The sequence below is a fragment of the Sphingorhabdus sp. EL138 genome (assembly GCF_945862485.1).
Lineage (GTDB): Bacteria > Pseudomonadota > Alphaproteobacteria > Sphingomonadales > Sphingomonadaceae > Sphingorhabdus_B.
Genome location: NZ_CAMAYF010000030.1, coordinates 1 through 14611 on the forward strand (window position 1 = coordinate 1; position 14611 = coordinate 14611).

Annotated in this window: 16 protein-coding genes; 8 read left to right on the plus strand and 8 right to left on the minus strand. The window is 55.0% G+C overall.

What is annotated here, in order from left to right:
* Positions 1-110 precede the first annotated feature (110 nt).
* The 6 genes from fusA to Q0O33_RS09665 all read right to left on the minus strand — a co-directional run bounded on the left by fusA (position 111) and on the right by Q0O33_RS09665 (position 6308).
* Positions 111-2183: an elongation factor G gene (gene fusA, locus Q0O33_RS09640; protein ID WP_295498877.1), complete on the minus strand. Its 2073-nt coding sequence runs from the start codon at positions 2181-2183 to the stop codon at positions 111-113.
* Positions 2184-2228: 45 nt separating this feature from the next.
* On the minus strand, positions 2229-2699 hold the full coding sequence (rpsG, locus tag Q0O33_RS09645; protein WP_125229576.1) for a 30S ribosomal protein S7: 471 nt from the start codon (positions 2697-2699) through the stop codon (positions 2229-2231).
* A 78-nt stretch (positions 2700-2777) separates the two neighbouring features.
* Positions 2778-3149, minus strand: coding sequence for a 30S ribosomal protein S12 (gene rpsL, locus Q0O33_RS09650; RefSeq protein ID WP_143776737.1), 372 nt, complete (start codon positions 3147-3149; stop codon positions 2778-2780).
* A 182-nt stretch (positions 3150-3331) separates the two neighbouring features.
* On the minus strand, positions 3332-3853 hold the full coding sequence (locus tag Q0O33_RS09655) for an isoprenylcysteine carboxylmethyltransferase family protein (RefSeq protein WP_295498883.1): 522 nt from the start codon (positions 3851-3853) through the stop codon (positions 3332-3334).
* Positions 3850-4881 (minus strand): type III polyketide synthase, encoded by a 1032-nt coding sequence (locus tag Q0O33_RS09660; protein WP_295498886.1) that lies wholly within the window; start codon positions 4879-4881, stop codon positions 3850-3852. Before Q0O33_RS09660 ends, Q0O33_RS09655 begins: the two co-directional genes overlap by 4 nt.
* 35 nt (positions 4882-4916) lie before the next feature.
* Positions 4917-6308, minus strand: coding sequence for an alkaline phosphatase PhoX (locus Q0O33_RS09665; protein ID WP_295498889.1), 1392 nt, complete (start codon positions 6306-6308; stop codon positions 4917-4919).
* Positions 6309-6411: 103 nt separating this feature from the next.
* On the opposite strand from Q0O33_RS09665, the gene gltX reads away from it, so the two are divergent.
* The 8 genes from gltX to Q0O33_RS09700 all read left to right on the plus strand — a co-directional run bounded on the left by gltX (position 6412) and on the right by Q0O33_RS09700 (position 12893).
* A complete protein-coding gene (gene gltX, locus Q0O33_RS09670) occupies positions 6412-7908 on the plus strand; it encodes a glutamate--tRNA ligase (protein WP_295498892.1) in 1497 nt (498 codons plus the stop codon).
* Positions 7905-8594, plus strand: a complete 690-nt coding sequence (gene ung / locus Q0O33_RS09675; protein WP_295498895.1) for a uracil-DNA glycosylase — start codon at positions 7905-7907, stop codon at positions 8592-8594. The genes gltX and ung overlap by 4 nt, the downstream gene beginning before the upstream one ends.
* Entirely contained in the window at positions 8581-9021 is a 441-nt protein-coding gene (gene galT / locus Q0O33_RS10730; RefSeq protein ID WP_366048572.1) for a galactose-1-phosphate uridylyltransferase, read from the plus strand. The genes ung and galT overlap by 14 nt, the downstream gene beginning before the upstream one ends.
* The gene (locus tag Q0O33_RS09680) at positions 8954-9298 is read left to right on the plus strand and encodes a hypothetical protein (RefSeq protein WP_295498899.1); all 345 of its coding nucleotides are present in this window, start codon (positions 8954-8956) and stop codon (positions 9296-9298) included. Before galT ends, Q0O33_RS09680 begins: the two co-directional genes overlap by 68 nt.
* Positions 9295-10107, plus strand: a complete 813-nt coding sequence (locus tag Q0O33_RS09685; protein ID WP_295498902.1) for a peptidylprolyl isomerase — start codon at positions 9295-9297, stop codon at positions 10105-10107. The genes Q0O33_RS09680 and Q0O33_RS09685 overlap by 4 nt, the downstream gene beginning before the upstream one ends.
* Positions 10104-11093 carry a HupE/UreJ family protein gene (locus Q0O33_RS09690; protein WP_295498906.1) on the plus strand — a complete coding sequence of 330 codons (990 nt, stop codon included), beginning with the start codon at positions 10104-10106 and terminating at the stop codon, positions 11091-11093. Before Q0O33_RS09685 ends, Q0O33_RS09690 begins: the two co-directional genes overlap by 4 nt.
* 94 nt (positions 11094-11187) lie before the next feature.
* Positions 11188-12453 (plus strand): nucleoside transporter C-terminal domain-containing protein, encoded by a 1266-nt coding sequence (locus Q0O33_RS09695; RefSeq protein WP_295498909.1) that lies wholly within the window; start codon positions 11188-11190, stop codon positions 12451-12453.
* A gap of 113 nt (positions 12454-12566) precedes the next feature.
* Positions 12567-12893: a DUF6481 family protein gene (locus tag Q0O33_RS09700; RefSeq protein WP_295498912.1), complete on the plus strand. Its 327-nt coding sequence runs from the start codon at positions 12567-12569 to the stop codon at positions 12891-12893.
* A gap of 10 nt (positions 12894-12903) precedes the next feature.
* Here Q0O33_RS09700 and Q0O33_RS09705 read toward each other — a convergent pair whose 3' ends face one another.
* Both Q0O33_RS09705 and Q0O33_RS09710 read right to left on the minus strand, forming a co-directional pair.
* Complete coding sequence (locus Q0O33_RS09705; protein WP_295498913.1) at positions 12904-13575, minus strand: nitroreductase; 672 nt, start codon at positions 13573-13575, stop codon at positions 12904-12906.
* 356 nt (positions 13576-13931) lie between these two features.
* Positions 13932-14378, minus strand: coding sequence for a DUF6641 family protein (locus Q0O33_RS09710; RefSeq protein ID WP_295498915.1), 447 nt, complete (start codon positions 14376-14378; stop codon positions 13932-13934).
* Positions 14379-14611: the final 233 nt, after the last annotated feature.

A 14611-nucleotide genomic window follows, 5' to 3' on the forward strand; every position in this document is an offset into this window, starting at 1 on the left:
CAAATTTAGCTTTTGCCATTTTCTCAAACCTTCTTTCGATTAGGTAATATTTTGATCAGGTGGGACGACGCCGTCTGAATCAGGCGCCGCCATTAGTCGGCTTTTGCCTATCAGGCAAGCTTCTCCTTGATTTCGGCTGCAACGTTCGACGGCACTTCATCATAATGATTGAAGAACATCGAGTAGTTTGCACGTCCTTGCGTGAACGAGCGGAGCTGATTCACATAGCCGAACATGTTGGCCAAAGGCACCATGGACTCGACAACCTGCGCATTACCGCGGCTGTCAGTGCCCTGGATTTGGCCACGACGTGAGTTCATGTCGCCGATAACATCGCCCAGATATTCCTCAGGCGATACAACTTCGACCTTCATGATGGGTTCAAGCAGCTTGATACCTGCTTTTTGAGCGGCTTCGCGCATACCGGCACGACCCGCGATTTCGAAAGCCAGCGCCGACGAATCGACATCATGGTACGCGCCGTCATACAAAGTGATTTCGAAGTCGATGATCGGGAAGCCGATGAGTGAACCGGATTCGGCTGTTTCACGCATGCCCTTTTCAACTGAGGGGATATATTCCTTCGGAATGTTACCGCCCTTGACTTCATCCTTGAAGATGATGCCCGTACCGCGCTCGCCCGGCTTTACCGTGAACTTGATACGACCAAACTGACCCGAACCACCCGACTGCTTCTTGTGGGTGTAATCGACATCAACTTCACGTGCTAAATATTCGCGATACGCAACTTGCGGCGCGCCGACATTTGCTTCGACCTTGAATTCGCGACGCATACGATCAACGATGATGTCGAGGTGAAGTTCACCCATGCCCTTAATGATCGTCTGGCCCGATTCATGGTCAGTCGAAACGCGGAACGACGGATCTTCGGCGGACAGGCGATTGAGCGCAATGCCCATCTTTTCTTGGTCAGCCTTAGTCTTTGGTTCCACCGACAGTTCGATAACTGGCTCAGGAAACTCCATACGCTCCAGAATGATTGGGAAACGTTCAGCACACAATGTGTCGCCCGTCGTCGTTTCCTTCATGCCGGCTAGCGCAATGATGTCGCCTGCAAATGCTTCATCAACGTCCTTACGTTCGTTGGCGTGCATTTCCAGCATACGCCCGACCTTTTCCTTCTTATCCTTTACCGAGTTCAGATAGGTGCCCTTGACGAGGCTACCTGAATAGATGCGGATGAAGGTCAGCGAACCGACGAATGGATCGTTCATGACCTTGAACGCGAGTGCAGAGAATGGCGCATCATCAGTCGCTGGACGGCTGTCTGGCTCAAGCGTGTCCATGTGGACACCCTGAACATCGGCAATGTCGAGCGGCGAAGGCAGATAATCGACAACCGCGTCGAGCAAAGGCTGAACGCCCTTATTCTTGAACGCCGAACCACAGCAAACAGGTACGAACGACTGGTTCAACGTGCCCTTACGGATCAGCGCCTTCAGCGTCGCAACATCAGGCTCATTGCCCTCAAGATATGCTTCCATGGCGACATCGTCTTGCTCAACAGCAAGCTCGATCAGCTCGCTACGATATTTCGCAGCTTCTGCAGCCAAGTCCGCAGGGATATCTTCGTAGAAGAAGTCCGCACCAAGGGATTCATCTTTCCAGATGATTGCGCGGTTGTGCACGAGGTCAACAAGACCCTTCAAATCAGCTTCAAGGCCGATTGGAATGTACAAAACAGCTGGCTTTGCACCGAGACGATCAATGATCGATTGCACGCAATATTTGAAGTTTGCGCCCGTACGGTCGAGCTTGTTGATGAAGCACATGCGTGGAACGCCATACTTATCGGCCTGACGCCATACGGTTTCAGACTGAGGCTCGACGCCAGCAACGCCGTCGAAGCACGCAACCGCGCCATCGAGAACACGCAGCGAACGCTCAACTTCAATCGTGAAGTCAACGTGGCCTGGCGTATCAATGATGTTGATGCGGTGATCGTTCCAGAAGCAGGTGGTAGCAGCTGAAGTGATCGTGATACCACGCTCTTGCTCTTGCTCCATCCAATCCATGGTGGCAGCGCCATCATGCACTTCGCCGATTTTGTAGGACTTGCCGGTGTAGAAAAGGATACGCTCGGTGGTCGTGGTTTTACCGGCGTCGATATGCGCCATGATGCCGATGTTGCGATACATATTGAGTGGATGGCTGCGTGCCATAATCTTTACTCCGAAGTATGAGCCACCGAAGTGGCTCGAATGGGTTTACCAGCGGTAGTGAGCGAACGCGCGGTTGGCTTCTGCCATACGGTGCGTATCTTCACGTTTTTTGACAGCGTTGCCACGGTTCGATGCGGCATCCATCAGTTCACCCGACAAACGGGCAGCCATAGTGGTTTCGCTGCGGTTTCGGGCAGCGCCGATCAACCAACGGATCGCAAGTGCCTGCGCGCGCTCTGGACGCACTTCGCAAGGAACCTGATACGTTGCACCACCCACACGGCGGCTGCGGACTTCAATGCCTGGCTTTACGTTATCCAGCGCTTCATGGAAGGTCTGGATAGGATCTTTCTTGGCGCGGGCCTCAACAGTTTCCAAAGCACCATAAACGATCCGCTCTGCTGCTGACTTCTTACCGTCAAGCATCAGGTTGTTCATGAACTTCGAAAGCACAATATCACCGAATTTGGGATCGGGAAGGATGATGCGCTTTTCGGGACGACGACGACGTGACATATTTTATTTCCTTTATCTCATGGGACCAATGGCAGCGCAGATGCGCGCCAATCGGGTCGGCCAATGGTGACGTTCGAATTACTTCGGACGCTTTGCACCATATTTGGAACGCGATTGCTTGCGGTCCTTGACACCCTGCGTATCGAGTACGCCGCGAAGCACGTGGTACCGCACGCCGGGAAGGTCGCGTACGCGGCCGCCACGGATAAGCACAACGCTATGCTCTTGAAGGTTGTGACCTTCGCCAGGGATATAGGAAATAACTTCGCGCTGGTTTGTCAGGCGAATCTTCGCAACCTTACGCAAAGCCGAGTTCGGCTTTTTCGGGGTGGTTGTGTAAACGCGGGTACAAACGCCGCGCTTTTGTGGATTTTGGTCCATCGCAGGGACCTTTGACTTGGTCTTCTGCGGGGTCCGGCCCTTGCGGACCAGCTGGTTAATCGTTGGCATATCTTCACCTTTATTAAGCGGTTACTTTGGATGGGCAGCCGTTTACTGCGGTGGAGGCTCAGCCTTTGGCCCACCCGGCCGATCACACAATGTGCTGCTATTCTGAGTATTTCCCACGGACCAGAGAGAATCATCCCTTCGGTCACGGGAATGCGGGCCATTAGCGCCGGCTGACTGGCGGGTCAAGTAGTGCGGTCACGCTCCGTCAGCACGTCATTTTCGATCCTGATCCGCCACCATAAAAGTGCAGCGTTCATTATGGAGAAAGTAATCGCCATCGCGGGCGCACCCAAAAGAAGGGGCAGCAAAGCAATCTCCACAACTACCAAAGCATAATTGGGGTGCTTGATAAAACGATAGGGTCCTCGCTTGACCCGCGGAAAATTTGGCGCGCTGATGATCCGCGTGGTCCACCAACGGCCAATACTCGCTAGCATCCAGAAGCGGAACGTCTGGCTGGCGATGAAGATGTTTAGCAAAAGCAGGTTAGGCGCCATATCGGGCTTTGCGAACAGCATGATAGCGATCAGCCAACCGCTGTGTAGAACGATAAACAAAGGATAATGCTTCGCCCCATGCTCACGACCACCTTCAGCTAGCAAGCGGCGGGTGTTGGCACTGGCATAGACAAGTTCCGCCAGTCGCTGAATAATGACATAACCAAAGATGATGAGCGCCCACAACGGCCAATCAAACATCGTCATGGCGTCAACACTCCCATAGCGCCTACAAAGCCAGGCCCAAGCGCGGTCAACAAGGTGGGCTTTGCAATCGGTCCTGCGCCGAGCAATGCTTCCAACACAAACAAAACCGTCGGCGAGCTCATATTGCCATGATCGCGCAAGATTGTGCGCGTCGCGGACAGATCATGACTGAGATAATCGGATAGCGCATCGACCACGCGTCCACCGCCCGGGTGGCAGGCGGGTTCAGCCATATCTGCTTTGGTCAGGCCTTGCCGTGCGATAAAATCATCGCAGACGGGGGCAAAATGGCTATTCACGAAAACGGGTATATCGCGCGCTAACACCAGATCAAATCCTGTATCGCCAATCTGCCAGCCCATCATATCGAGCGTGTCGGGCCAGACATGGCTCGAAAATGCCGCCAATTGGGGGCCAGGCCCTGCGCCTATGACCGCAGCGGCACAGCCATCGGCAAACAAGGCCAGTGCGACCATATCTTTTTTATCCATGCGCGCATGGTCGTAAGCGATGCTGCACAGTTCAAGGCTGACCAGCAGGACTGGTTTGTCTGGGCACGCCCGGAATAGATCAGCAGCAACGCCAAGGCCAATAACACCACCTGCACAACCGTAGCCAAATAAGGGCACGCAGCGCGTGTCGGGCGCGAAACCCATTGTCGCAATCATCCGGCTTGGTAGGCTGGGCGTCATCGTTCCCGTGGTGGACACAAAAACAATCTGACCTATGTCGGCGGCCTGCAAGTTTGCGCGCGCTAAAGCCTGCATGGCCGCCGCTTTAAAAATCTGCGCGGCGGCAGTTTCATAAACGCACGCGCGCGATGTCCAACTTCTTGGGCCAAAATAAAATTCGGGCGGCATGGCTATATGGCGCTGCGAGATGCCCGTGTTGCCTAATATCTCTGCCATCCGCGGCGGCAGGTCCTGTCCTTTGGCCTGCGCCAAAATCGACAGGACATCATCTTGCGTGATGCGGTGCGGCGGCACGGCGGTGCCAAGGGAAATCAGCCGAGGTAAAATCTGCGCCATCAACCCCAACGCTTAGGCCTGTTCAAAGGTTTCCGCTAGGCAGACTTTACCCTACCCCACGGTCCAGTGATCGCCAGCGTCATAGTCGGCTCCATCATATTGACAAACATTGTCGAGCCATCCGGTGAGAAGCAGCCGCCGGCAAATTCGGTTTGCACACGGCTTCGGGCGATCATGTACGTCTGACCCTGCGCATTGACGCCGCGCAAATGATTGTCTGAAATGTCGGTATATTGATCCTCACACACCAACAAATGGCCTGTCGGCATCACAGCGATATTGTCGCCATAATTGTAAAAGGCAGGATTAGCCGATTCCATGAACAAGTCGATGATCCCCGGCGCTTCGGCCTCACGCGGGGACCCTTCGTTTATCGAAGGAGCATAGCGGAAAATCTGGCCATATTTTGCAGCGCCGCCATTGGTGCAAGCGAAGAACAACTCGCTTTTCCCCCAGAAAATTCCTTCGCCGCGTGCGAACAATGCTGCTCCCTTGGCAGCGCCCTGTTTACGCAAGTCATCTTCGGGGCTTTCAGGGCTGGAAAGCGATATCCATTTCGCCTGATATTGGCGGCCCTTGCTAACCTGAACCTCAGTCCAGTTGCGCGTGTCAGTAATGTCATTCTGAACAAAGGCCAAAGCCTCCAACCGGCCACCTTTGGCAAGCTGTCCCTTTTCGTTAGGAATGAACCGGTAGAGCAGGCTGTCGCCGCGATCTTCGGTCAAATAAACAATGCCCGTCCGCGGATCGACGCATGCGGCCTCATGGTTGAAACGGCCCATGTCTTTTAGGGGCACTGGTTTAACGAGGCCTTTTTGAGTGGCGGGAACTTCAAAAATATAGCCATGGTCTCTCCCAACGCCGTTTCCAGCGCGGGTGACATTTTCCTCGCAGCTAAGCCAGCTTCCCCATGGCGTAATCCCGCCAGAGCAATTGCGGATCGTGCCAACAAGGCTCAAAAACTCACTGTCGCGTTGGCCAGTCTTCATATCATATATCAAAGTTGTAGTGCCACCAGGCAAGGGCATCGATTTGTCATCCGCCATCCTGTCATAAGCAGGAAGATTCTTCGGCACATTACCTTTAAATGGACCGAAATCCTGCTCCTTGATGCCCAGTTCATGGTTGCGAATCAGCGCAATTTTTCCTTTGCCCAAATCAATTGCGCCCATACCATCGGCGGAATTTGGCACGAGATATCCGTCATCCATGATATTGCCCAACCGGGAAATGACGCGATAATCAAAGCCTCTGGGCAGGTCGATCAGGTTATTCGGGTCGCGCACCAAAGGGCCATAGCCATATACTTCATTGGCTCCCGCGGCGGGTGCCTGCGCAATGGCACGCGCGGCAAGCCCCGCAAACGCGATGCTACCAAGACCAAATCCGAACTGCCGCCTGCTCAACGAAATATGGCTGCTTTGCATGATCCGCTCCAATACCTTTGACCCTTAACTGCACCGGAAAGATGACAATGCCGTTGCAGCTTGATAGAGCGCGGGCAAACCAAACCAAAGGCATTTGTTTCTCATGAAAGTACGTACCCGCGTCGCACCATCCCCCACCGGCGAACCACATGTCGGCACCGCATATATTGCGCTCATCAACTATTGCTTTGCTAAGAAGCATGGGGGCGAATTTTTGTTGCGGATTGAGGATACGGATCAGGCACGATCAACGCCGCAATCAGAAAAAATGATCCTAGAATCGCTGCGTTGGCTAGGCCTTAGCTGGGACGAGGGCCCGGATGTTGGCGGCCCGCATGGCCCCTATCGCCAGTCAGAACGCAGCGCGATTTACACCGCGCATTGCGACCAGTTGCTGGCCGATGGCCATGCGTTCAAATGCTATTGTACGCCAGAAAAGCTTGCGGCATCACGCGCCGCGCAAATGGCAGCGAAGCAACCACCAAAATATGATGGCGCATGCCTTTCGCTGACTGCTGACGATATCGCAAAGCTCGACAGTGAAGGCGTTTCGCACGTTGTCCGGATGAAAATTCCAACGACGGGCACATGCATTGTGCAAGATACGCTGCGCGGCGAAATTGCGTTCGAATATGCGGTTGTTGACATGCAGGTGCTGATGAAGTCGGACGGCCTGCCGACGTACCATCTCGCCAATGTTGTCGACGACCATCTGATGGGCATCACGCATGTCATGCGCGGGGAGGAGTGGATTTCTTCGGCACCAAAGCATTTGTTGCTCTATCAATATTTCGGTTGGGAACCGCCCGTGCTTACGCATTTGCCGTTGCTCCGCAATGCCGACAAATCGAAGCTGTCGAAGCGCAAAAATCCAACCAGCATCTTATATTATCAACGTGCAGGTTACCTACCGCAGGCGATGCAGAACTTCTTGGGCCTTTTCATCAAATCGGCCAGCGAAGAAGATGAGAAAACCTCGCTACAAACGCTTATTGATGAATTTGACGTGCACAATATCTCGCTCGGCGGCCCCGTGTTCGACACGTCGAAGCTAGACTGGCTCAATGGCCGCTATTTGCGCGAAGAACTCAGCGTTTCGGAATTCTTGGATGCCGTGAAAGCATGGTCGCTGAATGATAGCTACCTCACCCCTATCGCTGAAATGGCGCAGGCGCGGATTACCAAAATGTCCGACTTGGGCGGCCTGACCGCAATGTTCTTCATGAACCGGATTGACGGCATGACCGTGGAGCGCCTGCGCGACGGCGTGAAGCTGGAACAAGATTTGCAGCGTGCGGCCTACACCCTTGGTTTGCAGCAGTTCGATAATATGATCGAGTGGAACCGCGAAGGCATTGAAGCGACGTTGCGCCGCACTGCCGAGGTTCTCGACGCCAAATTGAAAGACGTCATTCGTCCCTTCTACATCGCCATCACCGGCAGTGCGCAGGGCGTGCCCTTGTTCGATGCGATCACGCATTTGGGCCGCGACATCATTCGTGAGCGGCTGCGCCATGCAATGGAATTGCTGGGCCCTGCCACGTCTAAAGAAGCGAAGGCCTGGGCCGATTTGCTGACCGCGCCGCCAAAGGCCGAATGACCGCATTTTTGCTACCGCAGGATTGGCGGACGGCACTGCAGGCGGCGCTTACCACACGAGAAACGGCGGCGCTCCAAGGCTTTCTCGACGCCGAACTCGCCGCAGGCAAGACGATTTTCCCGCCGCAGGGCGCATGGTTCCGCGCGCTTGAGTTGACGCCGCTGGACAAAGTGCGCGTCGTCATTTTGGGGCAAGACCCGTATCATGGGCCGGGGCAAGCGCATGGCCTGTGTTTCAGCGTGCCGCCGGATGTGCGTCTGCCGCCCAGTCTTAATAATATTTACAGTGAGTTAGAAAGCGACTTGGGCCTCCCGCGCCCGCGTCATGGCTTTTTGGAGCATTGGGCGCGGCAAGGCGTGTTGCTGCTCAACAGCGTCCTCACGGTCGAAATGGCCAAGGCCGCGTCGCATAGCAAAAAGGGGTGGGAGCCATTTACGGATGCGATTATTGCGCACGTGAACGACAAGGCAGAGCCAGTCGTTTTCATGCTGTGGGGCGCTTATGCCCACAAAAAGGCGGCGAATGTGGATAGCAGCCGCCATCTGCTGCTCAAGGCCGCGCATCCATCGCCCTTGTCGGCGCATAACGGCTTTTTGGGCTGCAAACATTTCTCGCAATGCAACGCCTTTTTGGTTAGCAATGGACACCCGCCGATTGATTGGATACTGCCCAATGTCGTTCGATGAGCAGCCCCACCGTCGTTTCAACCCATTGAAAAATGAATGGATTTTAGTGTCTCCGCACCGCGCCAAAAGGCCATGGCAGGGGCAACAGGATATGCCCGACACCGCCGTCCGGCTAGCGCATGATCCCGATTGTTATTTGTGCGCGGGCAATGAACGCGCAGGCGGATTGCGCAATCCTGACTACAAAAATGTCTTTATTTTCGACAATGACTTTGCCGCATTGATGCCCAATGCAGGGTGTAGAGTAGAAAAAGACAAACCCTTGTTTCGTGCGGCTCTCGCCGATGGAGCCTGCAGAGTCATGGCCTTTCGCCCGTCCATGGAAAGACCCTGCCTGATAGGCCCGCGCGCGGCATGTCATGACCGAAAATCAGCGCACCTTGGACGCCGCCGATGCGCTTGCCAAAAGCGACCTTGTCGCACTTGATGTGCTGATGGCGCAAAGCCATAAATCGATGCGCGACGATTTCGAAATCACTGTTCCGGCGATGGATGATTTGGTAGCGATCCTGCAGTATGCGATTGGCGATCAAGGGGGCGCACGGATGACGGGTGGAGGATTTGGCGGCGCAGCAGTGGCGATCATGCCGCAGGCGCGCGTGGCAGATGTGCAGGCCAAAATACAATCAGCCTATGAAACGCCCAAGGGCGACGCGCCGCTGATCATGGTGGAACGTCCTGGCCCCGGGGTTAGCATATTATGATATATGATTGGATGAAGCAGGCCCTGCGGGAGCCTTTGGTGCATTTCCTTGGCGCAGGGTCGGCCCTGTTTCTGCTCATGGGGCAGTTTGGCGGGGAAGACAGCCTCGACCGCAGCATCACCATCAATGAGGCAGACGTTGCGCGGCTCGCGTCAGTATGGGAACAGACATGGCGGCGCGCGCCCACCCAAGAGCAACTCGACAGCCTGATCCGCGATTATATCAAGGAAGAAATCTATTTTCGCGAAGGCATGCGCCTTGGCCTCGACGTCGATGATCCCGTCATCCGCCGCCGTCTGCGCGCCAAAATGGAATTTCTGGCAAATGCCGAAATCCAGAATATGGAGCCAACCGAAGCCGCGTTGCAAAGCTTCTATGCCGCTAACACAATCCGCTATGCCGAAAAACCGGCCTTCAGTTTTGACCAGATATTTTTGGGCGACGATGCAGACGCCGCCAAAGCATCCATCCTTGCCCTGAACGCCGGAAAGCAAGTGCAGGCGCAAAAGTTGAGCGTATCTGCAAGCATGGAAAAGGCGGCGTCGGACAGCATTGGCCGCGAATTTGGCGATGGCTTTGCCGACAGTCTGCGCAATTTGCCCAAAGGGCGTTGGAGCGGACCAGTCCAATCTGGTTTCGGCTGGCACGCCGTGCGCGTCCGCGACATTGTAGCGTCAGGGACACCGCCTTTGTCCGACATTCGTCAGCGCGTGTCCAACGACTGGCGTGCCGAAACGCAGACCGTACGCGAAGCGGCTGCCTATCAGGCGCTGCTCGACGGATATGACATTCGTATCGCCAAGCCGTGATTGTCCGCTTTCTCCTTTTGCTCCTGCTCGCCACGGGCTGCACGTCAGTTACCCGCGCGGACGATTTGCAGCCGGGCTATCTGGAAATCCGCGAGCGGGAAACCGCAGCGCACCAATATAAAATTACTTGGAAAGCACCGATCCGGCCCGGCCTTGCCGCGCGCGTCGTGCCGATATTCCCGCGCGATTGCGTAGCAACCGAACCCGTACGCAGTATGGACGCCGCCGCTTTGCTGGCGCGTTGGGATATTGACTGCGACGCGACTTTGGCGGGCCGTTCGGTCCGCTTAAGCGGGATGGAAAATACCCCAGCCGACGCCTTGCTGCGTTATCAATCCGCTTATGGCATCACGCAGGCGGCGCGGCTAACGCCCGCCAGCCCATCGGCTATGATCCTGCAAAAGGCCGACCGATGGCAGGTCGCGCGGACCTATTTTGTGACCGGCGTCGAACATATTTTGATGGGATATGACCATTTATTGTTCTTGCTCTGCCTTGTGCTTTTGCTCAATGGTGCATGGCGCGTGGCGGCAACGGTGACGGCCTTCACGATAGCGCATTCGCTGACCTTGGTGGCCACAACGCTTGAACTTATCAGCGTTCCGGGCCCGCCGGTTGAAGCCGCAATCGCCTTATCGATTGTCTTCCTCGCCGTCGAAATACTGAAGCGCAAACCCGATGAATTGCGCTTGTCAGAACGTTTTCCATGGGTCGTCGCCTTTCTCTTTGGCTTGCTCCATGGCTTTGGCTTTGCAGGGGCATTGGCCGAAATCGGATTGCCGCAGGGCGAAGTGCCCATGGCATTGCTGACCTTCAATCTGGGCGTTGAGGCGGGGCAGCTTGTCATCGTCGCCGTGGCGATGTTGGTCCTATGGGCGCTCCGCCGCGTACATGCGCTCTACGCCGCCCGCGTGCAGACGATCAGCGCTTATGCCATTGGCAGCATATCCGTCATGTGGTTGCTGCAGCGCGTCCTACCCGCTTGAGCGGCAGACAAAGGCGACATATCTGCTTTTGGGGTAACGCGTCCGGTCAAAAGCCGCTAAGCCAAGGGTCAAGCGCAGTTGGGGTGAAAATGGCATGGCGGTTTTGCAGCAGGGGCAGGGATTAATCGGCATCGCGTTGATCCTGACATTGGCATGGGCCTTGTCCGAAGATCGCGCCGCACGCCCGTCATGGCGTTGGATATTTGGCGCACTTTTTGTGCAAATTGCCCTTGCGCTCGCGGTCACCCGCGTGCCGTTCATCTGGACCTTGGTCGGCTATGCCAATAATGCCGTGGCAGCCGTGGAAAAGGCGACATTGGTCGGATCGAGCTATATGTTTGGCTATACGGGCGGCGCGCCGATCCCTTTTGTGCTCAAGCCCGGGGTGGAACAGCCCGTGATCGTTGCGTTTCAAATATTGCCGCTCATCATCGTTTTTTCCGCGCTCTCGGCCTTGTTGTGGCATTGGGGCATATTACGCGCGGCCGTTCGTGGCCTGTCATGGGCCTTACGCAAGACCTTAGGCGTCAGCGGCGTCGTTGGACTGGGCGGCGGCGCGACCATGTTTTTGGGCGTGGTCGAAACCCCGCTGGTGTTGCGGGCATGGTTTGAACGGATGAACCGTTCCGAATTGTTCATGATCATGGTGTTGATCATGGCCACCATCTCCGGCGCGATCCTTGTCCTTTATGCCACCACCTTGTCCAAGACGGTGCCGAACGCCGTGGGCCATATGATTGTCGCCTCCCTGATTTCCTTACCCGCCGCCGTGCTCATTGCGCGGCTGATGGTCCCTGGCGATGGCAGCATCAGCGCAGAAGATGCCGACGCAGATCTGAAATATGAAAGCAGCATGGACGCAGTCATCAAAGGGACGATGGAAGGCATTCAATTGGTGCTGGCGGTCATCGCGATCATCATCGTCGTATTTGCCTTGGTCAATTTGACCGACCAATTGCTGGCCCTGCTGCCCCAAATGGATGCACAGCCCCTTACCCTCAAACGCATTTTTGGTTGGCTGTTCGCGCCTTTGATGTGGAGCATTGGCATTCCATGGGAGCAAGCGCCAGCGGCAGGGGCATTGATGGGCACAAAGACTATCCTCAACGAATATGTCGCGTATCTTGATCTCGCCGCCCTGCCCGCCGACAGCTTTGACGCGCGCAGCAAGCTGATCATCACTTATGCTTTATGCGGGGTGGCAAACCTTGCCAGCGTCGGCCTGTTGGTATCCACCATCGCCACGCTCGCGCCCACACGGCGCGCAGAGGTGTCAGCTTTGGGCATGAAAAGCTGGGTCGCGGGCAATATGGCCTCTGCCATGACCGGCGCGGTCATTGGACTTGTCACCTTGGCGTGAACCCTGAGCAGATTGCAATTTGCTGTCGGGCGGCTTTATCTCTAAGGCGCTGTTTACGGTAATCCTTGGCTCAAGCTGCGGCGCCCATCACACCCAATGGATAACACAAAAATATGCCTTCATATAAAGAGCCGTCGTTTCAAGAGCGGGCAGCCTTAGCCAATAAGGCGAAGCTGGACGCCGTTAACAAGCTGCGCGCAAAGCCAAAGCTGGACGAAGCAACGCTTGCCGCACGGCGCGCCGCCGCCGAAGCGCGCGAACAGGCGCAAGCAAAAGCACGTGCAGAAAAGCTAGCGGCCCGCGAACTGGAAAAAGCCGCGAAGCTAGAACGGGCGCACATGTCGGCAGAACCCGCCGTGCCGACAAAAACCGAAGAAGAACGCAAGCTGGAACGCGATGCCAAATATGCCGCCCGCAAAGGCCGCAAAGGCAAGAAATAGCGGGCGCTTGTCAGAACCCGACGAAGCGGACATTGCCTTCCACTGGTTCGCGCTGCCGCTCAAAGGCGTTCACCGCCGCCTCTTCGTCTCTATAGCCAATGGCGATGCCGCAGAAGAAAATGTGGCTTTCATCCGAAACACCAATAAATTCCTTGATAAGCTTTGCATGCATGGAGAGGAATTCCTGAGGGCAGGTGTCCAGCCCTTCCTCACGCAGCAATAACATGATTGTCTGAAGCCACATCCCGACATCCGACCATTGCGGCGACCCCATGCGGCGATCAAAATAGCATAGCAACACCGCGGGGGCATTGAACGACATCACATTGTTGCGCACAAAATCGGTGCGGGCATCAGCGTCAGAGCGGCCAATGCCCATCGCTTGATACATGGATGCGCCGACTTGCGCCAAACGCGCCTTGCATTCCGGAATGACCTCTGGTTCGGACCATGAATATTCCGGCGGGTCCTGCATCGGCGAAACCAGCATTTTCTGCTGCAGTTCCGCAAGCGGCGCGCCTGTCAGGATCGTTGCTTCCCATGGTTGGAAATTACAACCCGATGGCGCCCATCGCGCCTTGTCCATGACCCGATGGAGCAGGTCCAACGAGACGGGTTGCGGTGTAAACGCGCGGACAGAACGACGCGAGAGAACGGCTTGGCTGACAGTTAATTGGTTCATGCAGGGTTCACTGCATATCTAACGGCAATCGGTCAAGTCCAGGCAGCGTTTTTCTCTGCAGGCCAGATTGTGTGATCACAGCAAATATCGGAAAAATGGTGCCGCCTATAGGATTCGAACCTACGACCCCCGCATTACGAATAATGCACAAACCTAGCAAAACCAGTGCTTTTATCACATAGTTGTATAGTTTGTTGTATAGTATTAATTATAAAAATACCATATTTTCAATATGTTGGTCGTGTTTACCCGATCATATTTTATGCGAAATTACAGGCAGATAAGTCGCAGCGTCAGCTTAGCTGATGCTATAAATCTGCGAAATATTCACGTTGTCGGGCAACACGACCCACACATCACTTTTGCACTTTCCTGATTGGGCGCGTTAACCCCATCTCTGAGAGCAAAGCATCCAACTCACCCGCATTGATAGCGGCAATGATCTTGTCGATTGTCGGGATAAGCTGGTCGGGTTTCCCGACAATGATAGCGCCCTTACCCTTCTCTAGTTCAAGCACCTTGTTGCCATACCTTATCGCAAGCAGACAGTTACCTACCGCATCCTGAAACCACCAACGCTTGATGCGTTTAGGCACATCGACAAGTGCCTTAGAACCACTGTCTGTCGAAACCCAACGACGGTGCATAATGTTCGGCAGGTTTCCGTCACGATCGGCTTCAGCAATCAACTTTTGCTCAGCAAGTTTAGTGACGAGTTTGTTCCGTCGGTGCTGCTCGGGGCTCATCCGTTGTGTTGTCGGGAGAACCGACAGCGAAAGGCTTTTCAGGATATTCATAGTCATCGTTACATCTCCTTATTGAGATGACGATCATGCTGCCGTTGGAGCTATGATCCTAGCCTGATCCTTACCAAACATATGATACTTAGTGATAAATACACTCATCAAGGAGTGTAAAATATGGACGCACGAGAAGAATTGAAACGGTGGATTGCTATGGTGGTGCAGCTATCGTCAGAGGAAGAGAGCAAGACGATCAAGCAGGACATTGACCTGTTTCTGTCTGTGGCAGGGGA